Annotated in this window: 18 protein-coding genes; 10 read left to right on the top strand and 8 right to left on the bottom strand. The window is 61.8% G+C overall.

Annotated elements, in window-relative coordinates; translation table 11 throughout:
- Nucleotides 1-226 precede the first annotated feature (226 nt).
- The 5 genes from LQE90_RS05765 to LQE90_RS05745 all read left to right on the top strand — a co-directional run bounded on the left by LQE90_RS05765 (nucleotide 227) and on the right by LQE90_RS05745 (nucleotide 4,161).
- Nucleotides 227-1,051, top strand: a complete 825-nt coding sequence (locus LQE90_RS05765) for a transporter substrate-binding domain-containing protein (protein WP_114567680.1) — start codon at nucleotides 227-229, stop codon at nucleotides 1,049-1,051.
- A 187-nt stretch (nucleotides 1,052-1,238) separates the two neighbouring features.
- Nucleotides 1,239-1,892: an amino acid ABC transporter permease gene (locus tag LQE90_RS05760; RefSeq protein WP_216528806.1), complete on the top strand. Its 654-nt coding sequence runs from the start codon at nucleotides 1,239-1,241 to the stop codon at nucleotides 1,890-1,892.
- A gap of 41 nt (nucleotides 1,893-1,933) precedes the next feature.
- On the top strand, nucleotides 1,934-2,701 hold the full coding sequence (locus LQE90_RS05755) for an amino acid ABC transporter ATP-binding protein (protein WP_216528807.1): 768 nt from the start codon (nucleotides 1,934-1,936) through the stop codon (nucleotides 2,699-2,701).
- A gap of 181 nt (nucleotides 2,702-2,882) precedes the next feature.
- A complete protein-coding gene (locus LQE90_RS05750) occupies nucleotides 2,883-3,365 on the top strand; it encodes a YbaK/EbsC family protein (RefSeq protein ID WP_216528808.1) in 483 nt (160 codons plus the stop codon).
- Nucleotides 3,358-4,161 (top strand): histidine phosphatase family protein, encoded by an 804-nt coding sequence (locus tag LQE90_RS05745; protein ID WP_216528809.1) that lies wholly within the window; start codon nucleotides 3,358-3,360, stop codon nucleotides 4,159-4,161. The genes LQE90_RS05750 and LQE90_RS05745 overlap by 8 nt, the downstream gene beginning before the upstream one ends.
- A 6-nt stretch (nucleotides 4,162-4,167) precedes the next feature.
- Here the strand turns inward: LQE90_RS05745 and LQE90_RS05740 are convergent, their stop codons facing one another.
- The 4 genes from LQE90_RS05740 to LQE90_RS05725 all read right to left on the bottom strand — a co-directional run bounded on the left by LQE90_RS05740 (nucleotide 4,168) and on the right by LQE90_RS05725 (nucleotide 8,141).
- Complete coding sequence (locus LQE90_RS05740; protein ID WP_216528810.1) at nucleotides 4,168-5,469, bottom strand: MFS transporter; 1,302 nt, start codon at nucleotides 5,467-5,469, stop codon at nucleotides 4,168-4,170.
- Nucleotides 5,470-5,510: 41 nt separating this feature from the next.
- On the bottom strand, nucleotides 5,511-6,335 hold the full coding sequence (locus tag LQE90_RS05735) for a MerR family transcriptional regulator (protein ID WP_216528811.1): 825 nt from the start codon (nucleotides 6,333-6,335) through the stop codon (nucleotides 5,511-5,513).
- A 9-nt stretch (nucleotides 6,336-6,344) separates the two neighbouring features.
- Nucleotides 6,345-7,010 (bottom strand): GNAT family N-acetyltransferase, encoded by a 666-nt coding sequence (locus tag LQE90_RS05730; protein WP_216528812.1) that lies wholly within the window; start codon nucleotides 7,008-7,010, stop codon nucleotides 6,345-6,347.
- Nucleotides 7,011-7,175: 165 nt separating this feature from the next.
- Nucleotides 7,176-8,141, bottom strand: coding sequence for a helix-turn-helix domain-containing protein (locus LQE90_RS05725; protein WP_114567670.1), 966 nt, complete (start codon nucleotides 8,139-8,141; stop codon nucleotides 7,176-7,178).
- Between the two features lie 285 nt (nucleotides 8,142-8,426).
- Between LQE90_RS05725 and ptcA the strand changes: the two genes are divergently transcribed.
- From ptcA to aguA, 3 genes are all read left to right on the top strand, one after another.
- Complete coding sequence (gene ptcA, locus LQE90_RS05720; protein ID WP_216528813.1) at nucleotides 8,427-9,470, top strand: putrescine carbamoyltransferase; 1,044 nt, start codon at nucleotides 8,427-8,429, stop codon at nucleotides 9,468-9,470.
- 135 nt (nucleotides 9,471-9,605) lie between these two features.
- Nucleotides 9,606-11,099, top strand: a complete 1,494-nt coding sequence (locus LQE90_RS05715) for an APC family permease (RefSeq protein ID WP_114567668.1) — start codon at nucleotides 9,606-9,608, stop codon at nucleotides 11,097-11,099.
- A 100-nt stretch (nucleotides 11,100-11,199) separates the two neighbouring features.
- Nucleotides 11,200-12,360: an agmatine deiminase gene (gene aguA, locus LQE90_RS05710; RefSeq protein WP_114567667.1), complete on the top strand. Its 1,161-nt coding sequence runs from the start codon at nucleotides 11,200-11,202 to the stop codon at nucleotides 12,358-12,360.
- A 245-nt stretch (nucleotides 12,361-12,605) separates the two neighbouring features.
- Here the strand turns inward: aguA and LQE90_RS05705 are convergent, their stop codons facing one another.
- The gene (locus tag LQE90_RS05705) at nucleotides 12,606-13,022 is read right to left on the bottom strand and encodes a hypothetical protein (RefSeq protein ID WP_216528814.1); all 417 of its coding nucleotides are present in this window, start codon (nucleotides 13,020-13,022) and stop codon (nucleotides 12,606-12,608) included.
- A 195-nt stretch (nucleotides 13,023-13,217) separates the two neighbouring features.
- Here LQE90_RS05705 and LQE90_RS05700 point away from each other — a divergent pair, with 195 nt between their 5' ends.
- Nucleotides 13,218-13,376: a hypothetical protein gene (locus LQE90_RS05700; RefSeq protein ID WP_216528815.1), complete on the top strand. Its 159-nt coding sequence runs from the start codon at nucleotides 13,218-13,220 to the stop codon at nucleotides 13,374-13,376.
- A 484-nt stretch (nucleotides 13,377-13,860) separates the two neighbouring features.
- Here LQE90_RS05700 and LQE90_RS05695 read toward each other — a convergent pair whose 3' ends face one another.
- Both LQE90_RS05695 and LQE90_RS05690 read right to left on the bottom strand, forming a co-directional pair.
- Nucleotides 13,861-14,055 (bottom strand): hypothetical protein, encoded by a 195-nt coding sequence (locus tag LQE90_RS05695; RefSeq protein ID WP_216528816.1) that lies wholly within the window; start codon nucleotides 14,053-14,055, stop codon nucleotides 13,861-13,863.
- Nucleotides 14,056-14,176: 121 nt separating this feature from the next.
- A complete protein-coding gene (locus LQE90_RS05690; RefSeq protein ID WP_216528817.1) occupies nucleotides 14,177-15,592 on the bottom strand; it encodes an ATP-binding protein in 1,416 nt (471 codons plus the stop codon).
- 80 nt (nucleotides 15,593-15,672) lie between these two features.
- Between LQE90_RS05690 and LQE90_RS05685 the strand changes: the two genes are divergently transcribed.
- Entirely contained in the window at nucleotides 15,673-16,233 is a 561-nt protein-coding gene (locus LQE90_RS05685) for a hypothetical protein (protein ID WP_216528818.1), read from the top strand.
- A 76-nt stretch (nucleotides 16,234-16,309) separates the two neighbouring features.
- On the opposite strand, the gene LQE90_RS05680 is transcribed toward LQE90_RS05685, so the two are convergent.
- Nucleotides 16,310-16,657, bottom strand: a complete 348-nt coding sequence (locus LQE90_RS05680) for a hypothetical protein (protein ID WP_114567663.1) — start codon at nucleotides 16,655-16,657, stop codon at nucleotides 16,310-16,312.
- Nucleotides 16,658-16,664 lie beyond the last annotated feature (7 nt).

The following is a 16,664-nucleotide window of genomic DNA, read 5'->3' as shown; positions in this document are numbered from 1 at the left end:
CGGTGCGGGGGCTCGAAACGGAGGCGCCCTCCGCCCGCCCCGTCGCCGTGTCCCGCCTCGCTCCGAGCGACGTTCTGCCGCTTGCCGCGTCACGTCCAAAGAGGGGCTTTCCCTTTTCGTCATCTATGCTATACTCTGCTCCAGCACTTTAGTGCAGTAAAGTAAAAGAGTGGCAGGATGCATACCGGGGAAGGGGCGGATCCTGCGCGACATGATGGGAGAGGCAATGAAGAAGAAGCTTTTGGCGATTGTCGCAGCTGCGGCGACGCTGGCGCTTTCTGCGGTGATGCTGGCGGGTTGTTCCGGCGGCAACCAGGAGGCAGACAATGCGGCTAAGGACGGCCAGTTCACGCTGACGGTCGGATTCGACCAGAGCTATCCGCCCTACGGCTACGTGGGCGACGACGGCCAGTTCACGGGCTTCGATTTGGAGCTTGCCAAGGCCGTGGCTGAAAAGATGGGCTGGAATCTCAAGCTTGAGCCTATCGACTGGGACGCCAAAGACGCGCTCATCAACAGCGGCTCCATCAACTGCATCTGGAACGGTTTTACCATGGAAGGCCGTGAAGACGGGTACACGTTCTCCGAGCCGTACATGTACAATGAGCAGATGGTGGTCGTGAAGTCCGGAAGCGACATCAAGACGCTTGAGGACTTGAAGGGCAAGATCGTCCTGACGCAGGTTGATTCCGCGGCGCTGCACGTGCTGGAGGACGAGAAGGGTCAGAAGGCCCTTGCCGATACCTTCAAGGAGCTTCAGACCATCGGCGATTACAACAACGCGTTCATGCAGCTTGAGTCCGGCATGGTAGACGCCGTGGCGTGCGACCTGTCCATCGCCAGCTACCAGATGGCCGCTAAGTCCGATGCGTACGTTAAGCTGGGCGTTTTGGCTCCCGAGAACTACGCGGTGGGCTTCAAGAAGGGCGACACGGAGCTTGCCAAGCAGGTCACCGACGCGTTGAAGCAGCTGGATGACGAGGGCTTCGTCAAGCAGCTGTGCGAGAAGTATAAGGATCAGGGCATCACGTACGACAACTGGGTGCTGTAAGACTCCAGGCGGCCGACCGGCCGCCTGAACCGCTCGACGCTGCGAAGCGCTGACGCACCCCGCTTTGCCCCTTGTTCGCTTGCCCTCACGTGCAAAGCACGCTCGGCCGCGAACCGGGGCAATTCGGGGCACGTCAGCGCTTCTCGCTGACTTTGCTGGACCTGCGACGTTTCAAGAAAGGCCGGGTATGGAATTTTCCACCATGATGGAGCTTTTGCTTTCGGGCTTCGTGTTCACTTTCCAGATCTTCGTGACCACGCTTTTGGGGGCGCTCCCCTTGGGCATCCTGGTGGCGCTTGGCCGTATGAGCCGGTTCAAGCCGGTCGCGCTCATCACGCGGTTCTACATATCGATCATGCGCGGCACCCCGCTCATGCTGCAGCTCATGGCCCTCATGTTCGGGCCGTATTACCTGTTTGGCCTGCAGATGGGCAACGATTGGAAGTACATCGCCTGTTCCATCGGCTTCATCATCAACTACGCGGCCTACTTCGGCGAGATCTACCGCAGCGGCATCCAGTCCATTCCGCGCGGCCAGTACGAAGCGGCCTCGGTTCTGGGCTACTCGCGTCTCCAAACCTTCATGAAGATCATCCTTCCCCAGGTGGTCAAGCGTATTCTTCCGGCTATGGGCAACGAGGTCATCACGCTGGTCAAAGACACGTCGCTCGCGTTCGTTCTGGGCATCATGGAAATGTTCAGCCAGGCGAAGGCGCTGGCGGCGTCGCAGATCAGCATGGTTCCGTACGTGATCGCCGGTGCGATCTACTGGATATTCAACTTCATCGTCGAAATGATCCTGACTCGCATCGAGAAGCGTCTCAACTATTACCGCGACTGATCCGCCTCGTTGTTTTCTGACCTGCAAGAAGGAGTAGAGCCATGACCGAACAGACGCTTGTGCAGCTGGATCACGCTCGTAAGAGCTTCGGCGACGCGCACGTGCTCAAAGATATATCCCTGACGGTGCGCAAAGGCGAGGTGGTGGCCGTTATCGGCCCGTCAGGCGGCGGCAAGTCCACGCTTCTGCGCTGCCTGACGCTGCTGGAAACGCTTGATGCCGGGCGTCTTGCGTACGGCGACTTGGTGGTTGCCGAAGACGACGGGACGGGGCGGGCGAAGTACGCGTCGAAAGCGGTTCTGCGCGAGGCGAAAACGCGCTTCGGCCTGGTGTTTCAGAACTTCAATCTGTTCCCTCACTACTCGGTGATCAAAAACCTGACCGACGCGCCCCTCCATGTGCAGAAGCGCCCCAAGGACCAGGTGATGGCCGAGGCGAAGGCGCTGCTGGCGAAGATGGGCCTGACCGGCAAGGAAGACATGGTTCCGTGCGAGCTTTCCGGCGGCCAGCAGCAGCGCGTGGCCATTGCCCGGGCGCTGTCCCTCGATCCCGACGTGCTGTTCTTCGACGAGCCCACCAGCGCGCTCGACCCTGAGCTGACCCAGGACGTGCTCAAAGTCATCCGCGACTTGGCTGACGAGCGCATGACCATGGTCATCGTCACGCACGAGATGGGCTTCGCGCGCGACGTGGCGGATCGCATCGTGTTCATGGACGGCGGCGTGATCGTGGAGGAAGGCCCGGCCGCGCAGCTGATCGAGAACCCGCAGCACCAGCGCACGCGCGCGTTCCTTTCCAAATACGAATAGGGCAACGCGGCGGGATTTTTGGACGCGCTCGCATTCCGCTTGGGCCGGGCGGCGCGGATGAAGCGAACATGCAGGGAGGCGGGCGAAGGTTGCCCCGCCTCCCTGTTCTATACGGGAGTTCGACCGAAACGTCCAGGAGATTGCTATACTGGGCCGGTCGTTTGAAGATGGGAGGCATGACGTGGCTATCGATAAGGTGCGAACGTTTCTTGAGGAGCGCGGCATGGAAGATCGCGTGCTCGAGTTCGAAACGTCAAGCGCAACGGTTGATCTTGCGGCGGCCGCGGTGGGCTGCGAGGCGGCGCGCATTGCCAAGACGCTCTCGTTTCGCGTAGGGGATCGCGTTGTGCTTGTGGTGGCCGCCGGCGATGCGCGCATCGACAACCCCAAGTTCAAAGCGCAGTTCGGCGCCAAGCCCAAGATGCTCAAGGCCGAAGAGGCCGAGCCTTTGATCGGGCATGCGGTGGGCGGCGTGTGCCCTTTCGCCGTCAACGAGGGCGTTGAGGTGTGCTTGGACGAATCGCTGCGACGCTTCGACGTGGTCTACCCGGCGGCGGGCAACGCGGCGAGCGCCGTGCGCCTGACCCCCGACGAGCTGGAGCGATGCGCTTCTCCGTGCGCGTGGGTCGATGTGTGCAAGCTGCCTCAGGATTCCCATGAATAGGAAGTCCGAGCTGCGCGAACCTCCCTGCGGTGATCTTGCGCGCGGCGAAGCGGCCCCCGTCAACTTCTACGTGGTCCGCCATGGGCAGACGCTGTTCAACGTTATGGGGAAAGTGCAGGGGTGGTGCGATACTCCGCTTACCGACGAGGGTATTCGTGCAGCTCAGGCACTTGGGCGCGGATTGGCTAGCGTGGATTTCGCAGCCGCCTACTCAAGCGACAGCGGTCGCGCCGTGCAGACGCTCGACCATCTGCTGGACGCGCGGTCGCACGCGCGCGGTGAATCCTACGTTGCTCCCGAGCCGTTCTTGTCCCTGAGCGGCGGCGAGCCGTCCTGTTCGGGCGTTTCGTTTCCCCTGGCCCATGACGCGCGGTTGCGCGAATGGTGCTACGGCGATTTGGAGGGCGAACCAGGCGAGCTTCTGCATGCGACGCTCACGGCGGGCTTCGGGGCCGATCTTTCCTTCGAGGAGCACAACCGCCGCCTGCCCGAGGTGGCCGACGTTCTGGCGAATGCCGACTGCTCGGGGCGCGCTGAACGCTTTGCAACGATCGAGCAGCGGCTCCGCGGCTTCTTCTGCGAGGCTGCTGCGACCGTGCAGCGTTCCGGCGGCGGCAACGTGCTGGTGGTGACGCATTCGTTCGTAGTGCGCACGATCGTGTACCTGGTCGATCCGCTGCGCGTCAACGATCCCGTGAAGATCCCCAACGCGAGCGTCACGGAGCTTGCGTTCGACGGCTCGGCGTTTTCGCTCGGGCGCATCGGCTCCACGTCGTGGCAGGAGCGCGACCGCTAGCCTGCGCTAGCGGTCGGCGGCGGGAGCGGCCTCCGGGGACGCCTCTTCGCCGGAGGCCTCGCTTTCATCGTCCAGGTGGCGCATCGGCTTCACCAACAGAGCCGCTACGGTGATAAGCCCCCAGCACGCCATGAGGATCAGCGCCGCCGGCCTCTCTCCCAGCGTGCTCACGGCAACGGACGTGGCGAACACGGCTACCGGAGCGGCAATCAGCATGATGGAGTTCTGGGTGCCGAACGCGCTGCCGCGCGAAGCGTCGGGGATGCGGTCGTACATGAAGAATCCCAATAGCGCCGAGGCCGGGCCCGCCGCAATGCCCAGCACGAGCGCGCCGAGCAGCATGAGGGGGAAGGGCGGCAGCGTGCTGAGCAGGGCCACGCCCACCGCCATGCCGACGAGCGACGTCACGTACCACGCGCGCCTGCTCAAGCGGGGCGCGAGCGCCGCGTATGCAAGCGAGCTTATCAGCATGCCGCCGGAAAGCGCCGACAACACGTAGCCCAAAAGCTCAGGCTGGCCCGTAAGCGTGAAATGCACGGGAAGCACCAATCCCTGAAACGACCCCATGACCATGACGATGCCGAACGAGAACAGGGTGGAGCAGGCAAGGACGCGATCGCTGCGAAGCAGTACGCGCAGTCCCTCTCGCATCGCGCCGAACGCGGCTGCTGCGATACCCCGGGAAGGGCTGGGGCTTGCGGCATCGATCGGTTCGCCTGCGGCGGTTTCGGGAACTCCGACAACGCGCGGCAGGGTCATGGTAACGATGGCTGCCGCGGCGGAGAGCGCCGCCGTGAACCAAAGGGCGGAGGTTCCGCCGACCGTGCCGATCAGCAGCGCGGCGATCGCCGGGCCCACGATGGTGGTGAGCGAGTCCAAAGACTGCGACATGCCCATGAATCGTTGCAGGTCAACACCGTCGCGCTTGGTGACGGTGGGCAGCAGGGCGTCGCGTGCGGTCATGCCCGGGATGTCTCCGACAGCGCCCATAAGGCCCAAAACGACGAACCACCAGAAGTTCAAGCCCCAAAGCAGGTCCACGAGGGGGATGAGCGCGACGCTGGCGGCGGATATCAAGTCCGAGAGGATGGAGATGTTTCGCCGGTTGAAGCGATCGAGCGCGGCGCCGCCCAGAACGCCCAGCAGCATCTGCGGAACGGCGCATACGAGCGCCAGGGCGCCGGCCGCCAGTGCGTCGCCGGTGGTGGCGAGCAGGATGAGGGGGAGCGCGATGGCTGCGATCGAGTTGCCAAGAAGCGAAAGCGTACTCGAAACGAGGAAGCGGATGGTAGTGCCTTTGCCGTGCATGATAGTCCTTTCTGCGTCGGTGATCTACCGAGCAGTAAAAACTACGACGTAACGTCGGGGTCAAGCATCAGCTCCCGTTTCTTCATAATTCGTCGCTCCATCTCCTCCTCGATGCGATCTTGCGCGTACGCTTGGGCTTCGCTCAGCCCCTGCTTCGCCATCTCGTCTATGAGCAGATCGGCCGGCGTGTCGAAGTCTCGATCCCAATTGTCGGGATCGAAGGAATCGATAATGGGATCAAGGCAGTTCATGGTCTCGGCCACCAGGCGATCGATCTCTTCGCGCGGGGTGTCGGGAGCCAGGTTTTCGAACTGATCCTGTATCTTATGCAGCCTGTCCAGAAGCCCGCGCTGATCGAGCGCGGTGACGGCGCGTTCCAGCTCCGCTACGTCCTCGTCGGTGTAGAGGTGCCCGGCAATGAGGAGCGTTTGGCGGTTCCCTGAATGGACGGAGGCTGTCTCGTACGCATCGCCCATGAGGGTTTTCGCAGCACGTGCGAAGCGTATCGGCAGGTCAGGATCGAGCTGCTCGCGTTTCAGCAGAGCGATGGTGCGCCGCTGCTCTTGCAGGTGCGCAATTTGCAGCTCCAGCTCTCGGTCAAGCTCGTCAAGGGCGGCGTCGGCGTTCGGGCCGGACGCCGCTTCCAGGTTCGCGTCCATCTCGTCGAGCACTTCGCCGATCCGCGAAAGCGAGAACCCCAAAGCCGAAAGCCGTTTGATGCGCAGCAGGCGCACCAGGTCCTCCGCCTCGTATTCGCGGTACCCGTTTTCCGCGCGCGGCGGCTCCGCCATAAGCCCGATGGCGTGGTAGTGCCTCAGCGTGCGCACGGTCACGCCTACAAGCTTGGCAAGTTCGTTGCTGCGCACGGAAGGCTCCTACGCGACGGGTTGCGGATCGCGCACCATGCAGCGTTCGACCAGGTCGAAGCCGGGTGCCGTTTTGCGCTCGACGGTGACGAAACCGTAATGGCCGTAGATCTGCTCCAGGCGATCGGTGTAGCAATCCAGGTACGTGCGCAGGTTGCGCGCGTCGGCGTAGGCCAGGATAGGCTTGATCAGGCGACCGAACGCCCCGCTGCCGCGACGGGCGGGATCCACGCCGATGGACACGAAGTAGATGAAGTCTTCGTCGCAGGCGGCATGCGCGAAGGGCCAGTTCGTGTCCGACAGGGGTTCCATGGCTTCGGCGCGCGGCAGCAGTACGGCCTGCTCTTCCGGCGTCAGCTGCGCTTCCACCAAGCTCCAAGACCGCTCCTCAAGATCCGCCCATGCAGCATCGCCCAGATCGCTGCGCAGGAAGGCGTTCGCCACGCCGGCATGGTCGGGCAACGCGTGCACGCAGCCGTACGGCGCGGTGGTCATGAAGTCCGACCTGATCGATGTCTGAGTGATGGCAAGCTTGCGGTCTTCGTCCGCATCGAGCGCGTCCAAGCATGTGACGTACCAGAGCTCTTCGCGAAAGCAGGTGCCCAGCATGCGCGCGAGTTCTTCAAGAAGGTCGGTTTGATCAGGTTCGATGGTGACAAGGCCGGACGGGTTCATGACAAGATCCTTTCGAGGCTTCGGCGTTGTCGCAACGGTGACGTGTCAACGCCGCGACAACGCCGAAGCGGTGCGTGCTCCTCTGTTGCCCCTTGATTCTCGCATGACCGCGCTTACTTGTCGAGCCGCCCCCGTACGCTCGAAGGTTGGCCGCGCGGCGCCGCTTTATTCCTTCCAGAAGTCGCGCGCCAGTTCTTGGCGGCTCGCGTGGTCGGTCTTCTTCAGGATGTTGTGCACGTGCGCCTTCACGGTTCCCAACGCCAGTTGCAGTTCGCTTGCAATGTTCTGGTTGTCCTTGCCTTGCAGCACAAGGGCCAAGATCTCGCGCTCGCGCGCCGTCAGGCCGTGCCGCTCGCAAAACGTGGGCAGCAGGTCGTCGATGTGCCTTTGCACGGTGGGATTCTCGGATGTCGGCGGTTCCTTGAACCGCATGCGAAGCGTTTCCCCCGACTCTTTCAAGCTGAAGAACGCGAAGGCCAGCATAAGGAAGTTCTCGCAGAAGTTGCGCTCGGATATGTAGAGGGGAAGCATGGTTGCAGATACCGCTTCGGGGTTCCAGACCAGCATCATGAACGTGTCTTCCACAAGGATGCCCAAGGTCAGCGCTATCGTGATCAGGAACAGCGGCTCCTGTCGCTTCATGCGCGTTTTTTCTATCTCGTTCGTAGAAGTCCAGTACCGGCGCAGCAGGTAGGCAAGGCACCAGATCAAAAACACTTGCCGCATGCTGTAGAACAGCCACTGCTTGAATTGCCCTTCGGGAAGGATGATGACGATCGCGCCGCTCAAGATCACGAATCCTACAGCGGGAACGATTCGCAAAGCGAGCCTTTTTTCATCCACGAAGTCACAGGCGACAAGCCAGAGCGATTCGATAACGCCGGCTGCGAACAAGATTCTGAGCAGCGGTTGATCGATGGCGTAGAACGCGTCCAGGGGGAAATCCGTATTCTGCCCAAGGTATTCGTTTTGGAAGATGATCGCGAGATCAAGGAAGTAGAACAGGAAGAACGCCACCATGAACAAATGGCTGCGCCTGCGGGAGACGAAGTATGCAGAAAGCGAAATCGTTCCTGCGGCAACGCAGACGAGCATGATGAGAATCGTATAGAAATAGAATGCGATCTCCAAGGCGATACTCCCTCGTTTTCCGATGGACGAAGTGTCTGTGCCGCTTTCGGTAATTCTACCTCGCAGGTTTAGAAGGGTGTAGCGAGGTTGTAGGGCAATTGGCGACGCTTACTATAACACCTGATCAATCAATTAAACACCCAAGATTATTTGAGATATAGAAGAAGCGTGCGAAAAATAATCTTCATTATTCCTTCACAAGAAGCCATCTTCGCAGCATGGTAGGCGCCAAGAGAAGCGGCCGGGAAAAGGCATCGGCCGCGGCAGTCAATAAGGAGGACCAGCATGGCCGTGAAGGACTACATCGACACCAACGACTTCACCAAAGAAGAACTGCTCGACATGATCGAGCTGGCGCGCTCCATGAAGACCATGATCAAGGAGGGCGGGCGCTACCCGCAGGTGCTCAAGGACAAGACGCTCGGCATGATCTTCCAGCAGGTGTCCACCCGCACCCGCATCTCCTTCGAGACGGCCATGACCGACCTGGGCGGCCACGCGCAGTTCTACGGCCCGGGCACCATCCAGCTGGGCGGCCACGAGACGCTCGAGGACACCGCGCGCGTCATGGGCTCGCTCGTCGACATCCTCATGGCCCGCGTGAACCGCCACCCCGACGTGGTGGGCCTGGCCGCCAACAGCGCCGCCCCCGTCGTCAACGGCATGTCCGACTACAACCATCCCACCCAAGAGCTCGGCGACCTGCTGACCATGATCGAGAACCTGCCCGAGGGCAAGAGGATCGAGGACTGCAAGCTGGCCTTCATCGGCGACGCCACCCAGGTGTGCGTGTCGCTCATGTTCATCGCCTCGAAGATGGGCATGGACTTCGTGCACTTCGGCCCCAAGGGCAAGCAGGTCACCGACGGCGGCCTGGTGGTCGACTCCGACGTCGACATCATGGCCATCGCCGAGGAGAACTGCAAGGCGTCCGGCGGCACCGTCACCGTCTCCGACGACATCGAGTGCATCAAGGGCGCCGACTTCATCTACACCGACGTGTGGTACGGCCTGTACGACGAGGAGGAGGGCGGCGAGTCCTACATGGACGTCTTCTTCCCCAAGTACCAGGTGACCATGGAGATGATGGACTTCGCCGGGCCTGACTCCAAGTTCATGCACTGCCTGCCGGCCACCCGCGGCGAGGAAGTGACCGACGAGGTCATGGACAGCCCCGAGCGCTCGCTGTGCTGGGTCGAGGCCGAGAACCGCAAGCACTCCATCCGCGCCATCCTGGCCTACCTGTGCCCGAAGACCGTCGAGGACGCGTCCGTGGCCGACGCCGCCGAGGCCCGCATGAACGCGGTGCTCGAGAAGATCAGCAAGTAGCAAAAGAGACCTTGGCGGGTTGCGCGGCGCGAGGCGCGCAACCCGTTCACCATGATCGAGCGCTCCACCGGGCCGGGCCCGCGTCGCCAAGCCGGCGCGGCTCGGTGGAGCCGAACCCCTGGAAGGGGGATACGCATGAGCAACAAAGTTAAAAAGTTTTCATTCATGAGCGTGATCCTGTCGGTGATCTGCGTCGTGTTCGTTGCCGAGGCCGCAGCACCCGCAGCCGCCATCGGCAACCAGCAGTTCTTCTGGTGGATCTTCCTCATCATCACGTTCCTGCTTCCGTACGGCATGGTGGTGGCCGAACTGGGAACCACGTACGATTCCGACGGCGGCTTGTACGACTGGATCCGCGAGGCGTTCGGCGATCGCTGGGGCAGCCGTGTGGCCTGGTACTATTGGATTAACTTCCCGCTGTGGATCGCGTCTTTGGCAACGCTGTTCCCCGATATTCTGGGCATGGTGTTCGGCGTTGAGTTCGAGCTGGGCCCGGTGCTTGCCATCGAGCTGGCATTCGTATGGATCGTCGTGTTCATGAGCTTTTCGAAGGTGTCCGATTCCGCGTGGATCCTCAACGGCGGCGCCATCCTCAAAGTGCTCATCGCGGTGTCGGTCGGCGGTCTGGGCATTTGGTACGCCATGAACAACGGCTTCGCCAGCGATATGTCCCCGGCTACGTTCGTTCCCGACCTCACCAACACCAACGCGCTTACGTACCTGTCCATCATCCTGTTCAACTTCATGGGCTTCGAGGTCATCTGCACCTTCGCCGACGCCATGAAGAACCCCTCGCGCGACATCCCCAAGGCCATCATCTTGGGCGGCCTGGCCATCGCTGCGATCTACCTGTTCTGCTCGTTCGGCATCGGCGCTGCCATTCCGGCCGATCAGATCGATCCCGACTTCGGCATGATCTACGCGGTCATGACCATGGTGGGCGAGGCTTCCCCCATCTTCATGCTGATCTGCGTGGTGTTCCTGGTCACGCTGTTCGCGAACATGGCTTCCTGGTCCTTCGGCGTGAACTTCGTGGCCGACTATGCGGCGAAGCACGGCAACATGCCCAAGCTGTTCGCCCATGAGAGCGCGAAGACCGGCATGCCTACGGGCGCGGCCATCATCAACGGCGTAGTGGCGTCCTTGGCCCTCATGCTGCAGTTGATCCCGATTCCGGCTATCTCCGAGGGCATCTTCTGGATGCTGTTCTCCATGAACGTCGTGTTCCTGCTGATCAGCTACATCCCCATGTTCACCGCGTTCCTGAAGCTGCGCAAGGTCGATCCGAACCGCCCGCGCGTGTTCACCTTCCCCTTCAAGGGCAAGCTCATGTACGTCATGCTGGCCGTCCCCGCCATCGAGCTGGTGCTGGCTATCATCGCTACCATCGTTCCGTTGAACGGTTCGGAAGAAGAGCTTTCGAAGATTCCGATGCTGGTTGGCGTGCTGGTGTTCGTCGTGCTGGGCGAGGTCGTGCGCATCTGGTCGAAGCGCGGCCGCACGGAGGAGTACAAGGGCCTGACGCCCGAACTGGCTGCTGAGCGCTTGGCCGAGGAAGCCGCCGAAGAGGCGCGCGAGGCTTCGCAGAGCGCTGCGGAGAAAGACTCCGAGGCTCAGCCAGTAGCGTAAACGCTGCGATTTCGATTGGACGGGCGGGGCGATTCGAACGTCCCGCCCGTGGGAGAATCTACGAAACAGGATTTGCAAACCAAACAGAAAGGTGTGCATCATGAAGACGATTACCGAATCCCAGTCCACCCCGAAGGCCGACGGCTACCGCATGCCCGGCGAGTTCGAGCCGCAGACCCGCATCTGGATGGCATGGCCGCACCGCACCGACACGTGGGCATGGGGCGCGAAGCCCGCTCAGAAGCAGTACGCGGCGGTTGCGCGCGCCATCGCCGAGTTCGAGCCCGTCACCATGTGCGTGAACCAGGTCGACTACGCCAACGCCAAGGCCGTGTTCGAGGACGACGAGAACATCACCGTCATCGAGATGACCACCGACGACGCATGGGTGCGCGACACCGGCGCCACCTGGGTGGTCAACGGCGAGGGCGACAAGCGCGCCGTGCATTGGCACTTCAACGCGTACGGCGGCTTCGAGAACGGCCTGTACTTCCCGTGGGACAAAGACGAGCAGATCGCGCTCAAGATGGCCGAGATGAGCGGATGCCGCCGCTACCGTCCCGAAAGCCTCATCCTCGAGGGCGGCTCCATCCACGTGGACGGCGAGGGCACGGTCGTCACCACCGACATGTGCCTGCTCGATCCCGGCCGCAACGCATCCGTGACCGACTACGAGGCATGGTCCGAAGAGCTGCGCGCGTACATGGACGAGGGCCTGAAGAACTACCTGGGCGTCGAGAAGGTCATCTGGGTGAAGGACGGCATCGACCCCGAGGAGACGAACGGCCACATCGACGACGTGGCGTGCTTCGTGGCCCCCGGCAAGATGTTGTGCATCTGGTCCGACGATCCGGACTACCCGTTCTACAACGAGTGCCACGCCGCTTACGAGACACTGTCCAACGCCGTGGATGCCAAGGGCCGCAAGCTTGAAGTGACGAAGCTCGTCATGCCGGTGAAGCCGCTGTACATGGACCAGGCTTCTTGCGACTCCATCGATATCGACGAAAACGCCGAGCCGCGCGTTGCCGACGAGCCGCTGATCGCGTCCTACATGAACTTCCTCATCGTCAACGGCGGCGTCATCGTGCCGCAGTACGGCGACGAGAACGACGCGCTGGCCGTCCAGCAGATCCAGGCCGCGTTCGACGAGGCTTGGGGCGAGGGCGCGTACAAGGCCGTGGGCGTGAAGACCGACCAGGTGGTCTTCGGCGGCGGCAACATCCACTGCATCACGCAGCAGGAGCCTGCCGGCAAGTAAGTTGATCGATTGCGGCGGCTTGCGCTTTGCCCAGGCTGCCGCAATGCAATTCCGCCTTTTCCGCGAAGCCGCTTGGTTCGATGCGAAAATCCGGTGCGCACCGGGCATCGAGCCGAGCGGCCAAAGAGCGACCCGTATCGTCGGGTCGCTCTTTTCAATGAAGCAGGGGGACAGGTTATCGCCTCCGTCCCCCTGCTTCATTCGCATCTTCGCCTTGCCGGTTCGTTTTCCGTCGAACGCGATCGCTACGACTTCTTGGTGATCTCCGTCTTGCATTTCGGGCAGACCACGCGCAGGGTGCCTTTTCCGCGCGGAACCGAAAGGGCTTGGCCGCAGTTCTTGCAGGTGAAGTACAGCGTGGTTTTACGGTTGACCCACTTCTTCTTGGCAAGGGCGTACGCGTGTTTCGGCTTGGCCATGACGCGCTCGTACACGGCGTTTTCTTTGCGTCGTTGGGCGAAGTTCTTGGAACAGGTGCGGAACAGGGCCAAGGCCATGCTTATCAGCGCGACCCATGAGAATGCTTCCAGGTAGGGAAGCACGGATAGCAGCATGGAGATGATGCCCAGCGCCATCAGGCCGTTCGACAATCCGTCAAGCCCGTAGCGCCCTTGCATCCATCGAGCGGTCTTCAATGCTATGCGCTGAAAAAAGTCCTTCACGTGTGCTGCCTTTCGCCGAGTAAGCTGTTGCGGTTTCATGGAGTGCCATTCTACCGCAGAGCGCCCTGCAGGCTCCGAGTTTTGAGCTGCTGCAGGGCGCGTTCCCACGATACGAGGTTTGCGAAATGCGCACGAGCGGGCTTCGCGCCTGTTGCCCAACGGTTTATTAGCCTTGCGACGGAAGAAGGCGTCGTCGTGGCTGAACGGCTGATGCCGCGCGCGCTCGGCTCGGTGGCTGCTACCCGCGTTGGCAGCGGGCATCCTGTTTTTACACGATTCTTCCCCCAATGTTGCGTTCAAAGGGCCTACCAAGGGGATGTCTTCGATGCGATTGTGCGTTTTGCCTGGTCGTAAATGCTTGCCGTCGGTGCGCGGGCCTCGGTATGTGCTCGCACGCAACATTTCGGGAAGAATCGTGCATTTGGGCGCGCGAGCGTGGTCGTCGGCCCGCTCGCGCCGACCTTGGTTTGGGTAGGGGCGCGTGCCGCCTTGGAACGCGAGGCTCGCCAGCAAGCCGCCCTACTCCAGGGCGCGTAGGATCTCGTAGTGTAGAAGCTCCTTCTCGATGACGGGAGTCATGGCCTGCCGACCGTTCGCGCGCGAGCTGCGCGACGTAGGCGTTGAAGTCAATTTTGGGCATGCGGCTTTCCTTCGTCGACGAGGTCGAGGGTGCGGCGGGTCGAGCGCAGGTCATCGTAGGCGAGTCGCTTCGAGGCCAGCGACAGCGCATGGCCCTCGCGCTTGACGAGCTACGGCAGGATGCGCTCGACGGACTGCTTCGTATGGGTGAACTCGATGACGCCGTAGGGCGTCCGGTACTCGCCGCTGCGGCCGGTGATCATGAGAGCGAGCCGGTCGACGGGATCTGCGAGATCTCGCCGTAGAGCGAAAGGGCGCTCTCGAAGCTCTCGAACGTCTGGTCGAGTGTGCGACCCGATTCGTCCAGCACGATGGCAAGGTCGCGCTTGCGGAACACGTAGCGCCCGCGAGCGTCCCGATCCAGCAGTATATTGAGTGCATCTTGTAGCTTCATGCTGCCTGTGGTCAACGCAAATACGATGAAGGACGGGTATCTGCGTGCGTCGCCAACGCCCCGTTCGCGTCTGCGCTATCGAAGTTCGTTTTTATCCCGCCATTTATCCCGCCATTTATCTTCAGGTCCCTTTTGTCAGGCTTTGTGAAGGATTTATTCCGTCATCTGCACCGCTTAAAACCATCCAGCTGCCGGTTTTGTTCGAGCCTTTTCGGGTAATGAGCCCCGCGTCTCGAAGCTCTTTGAGCGAACGCTCGACTGTTCGGATCGACCTGTGTGTTCGCTCAGAAATTTGCGCCACGGTCAAATCGGATTCGGCTTTGACCGTACGGAAGACGTCTAGCGCTGCCCGGGAAAGCGTCCAGTCGGGTTTCGGGGCGGTTGTTGCCTGCGTTTCCCGTTCGGACATCGCCGCGAACGGATCATTGCGGTGGAAGACCACGGTGGTGCCGTTCATGTCCTTCTGGTACTCGAGTTCGATGCCCTCGGCATCGCAGAGTTTTTTAATGCGGGGGAGGCCCGTGCCGAAGGACTCGATCTCCTTGGATAGGAACAGCGCCTTGGCGATGAGCTTGTTCCTGCTGGTGGACGACTTGTCCTCGCCCGACAGGTGAGCTTCCGGGGTTTTGCCGTGCGGAAACCAGCCGGGGCTGAAGATCTCGACGCTGTCAGGGTAAACTTCCACTTGGATTGCCAGATCGGAGCGGTACGAGCGGTGTGCGAACGCGTTGAGGATGGCCTCGCGCACGGCGTCCATGGGAAGCTCCGGTATCTCGTCACGCTCGATCTTGCCGGTGAACACGGCTCTTCTCCTGATGCTGCTGAGCACGTAGAACTCGGCTTTGCGCGCCAGCTCGAACAAGGTGCTTTGCTCCTGCTGGATGTCCAGGATGTCGACTCTCTGGTGGTTGGCGAAGATGGCCATCTTGAGCATGGGGTAGAAGGATTCGCAGAACAGCACCTCGGCTGCGTTGGTGAGCCGTCCTTCCCGCATGAGCCCCAAACGCGTGAGCGTGCTCTCCACGCCTTCGTACGCGAAGCTGATGCGGCCGCACGCGTTGCCGCGCTCGATGTAGGCGCGCAGCTCTTTCTCGCTGGCGTCGGCGACGTTGCGCTGCGAAAGCCGCGAATCCCAAGGGTTGATCCGATCTTCGGCCTCGACCGCCATGCGGCGCACCTCTGCCGGTGCCATGAGTACGTCCTCGTCCGCGACGCGGATGCGGTAGGCGCCCTTGCAGGCGTAAGGAGCGTCGCTTCCGGAAAAGTCCACCCGCACGTAGCGGCGCCCCTCGTCGTCGAGTGCTTCGACGACGGGATGCACGCGCGGGTCGATGGCGCAGCCGATCGCTTGGCTCACCTCCCGCAGCGTCGATTCCGCCACGTCTTGTCCGCACACCTCGTCGTCCGGCTTCACTCCGAAGTACAGCGTGCCGTTCCCGTGCTTGTTGAGGATCGCGGCCACAGAGACGGCCGCCTCTTTGAGCTCGGAAGTCGATTTCTTGAACTCGATCCGCTCGGTTTCATGCCCCAGGTTCATGCTGCCGACCCCTCCTTTTCTTGGGGAGAAGTATAGCACATTATAGCGAACATTTGTACTAGTTTTACTGTCGAGCGGCATTGCTTTTCGCAAGCCGCGCCGTACGCGCGCTCGTCACCGGCACGCAGGACGACGGCACGAAGGTCGACGACAAGCACGAGGCCGCGCTCGGTAAAAGCTACGTGCTCGCCTACCCGGCCGGAACGTACGTATTCAAGCTCGATCCTTCGTCTTTGAAAGTGGGCGAGAGCGTCTTCGCATCGGATCCGGTGAAGTGCTCCTTCGACGGCACGAGGGATCAGACGGCCCGCTTGTCCCTGAAGCTCGATTCCGAGAGCATGGCCAAGATCGAGGCGGAGAAGGAGGCCGAGCGCCAGAAGGCCGAGGAGGAGGCTGCCGCGGCGAAGGCGGCCGAGGAGCAGGCCGCAGCGGCGGCCGCCGAGCAGGAAGCAGCCGCTGCTGCGGCCGCAGTCTCGGGCGAAGGCGGGGGTGGTGGAGACGACGTCACGGTCTACATCACGAAGACGGGCGAGAAGTTCCACCGCGACGGATGCCAGTACCTGAAGAAAAGCCAAATTCCCATCTCGCGCTCAAACGCGATCGCGCAAGGCTACGGCGCTTGCTCAAAATGCAATCCGTAGAACGAGAAGAAGGGGGCGTCTGGAAAAGGCGCCCCCTTCTTCTTTCTCGCGGCATGCGGATCGGCTCGTGCCGCTCCTACGCCGGGCGTATCACCAGCTCCTGGATTAGGCTGTCGTTCAAGTTGCAGGCGCCGTCGCTGCAGTTCTCGATCTGCGCAAGCGCATGGATGATGGCCCCGTTGTAGTCGGCGTAGAAGTTCACGGTGCGCTCGTTCGTCACGCGCGGGTCGCGCATGGCGAAGCCTCCGAAGACGAACTTGTTATGGAAGAACATCTCGATGGAATTGCGCCCGTACAAAAACGCGTTTTGCCGCTTCACCAGGGAAGGGCAGTAGTCGACCAGGCGGCATTCCTCGGTGAAGCAGGCGGCCAGCGCCCGGTGGTCCTTCGCTTGCATCGCTGCGACGAAATCGTTGATGACCATGGCTGCC

It is taken from the genome of Paraeggerthella hominis (genome assembly GCF_021044775.1).
In the GTDB taxonomy this organism is placed as follows: Bacteria; Actinomycetota; Coriobacteriia; order Coriobacteriales; family Eggerthellaceae; genus Paraeggerthella; species Paraeggerthella hominis.
Note: the sequence above shows the minus strand (reverse complement) of the source record. Positions and strands in the feature narration are given on the sequence as shown.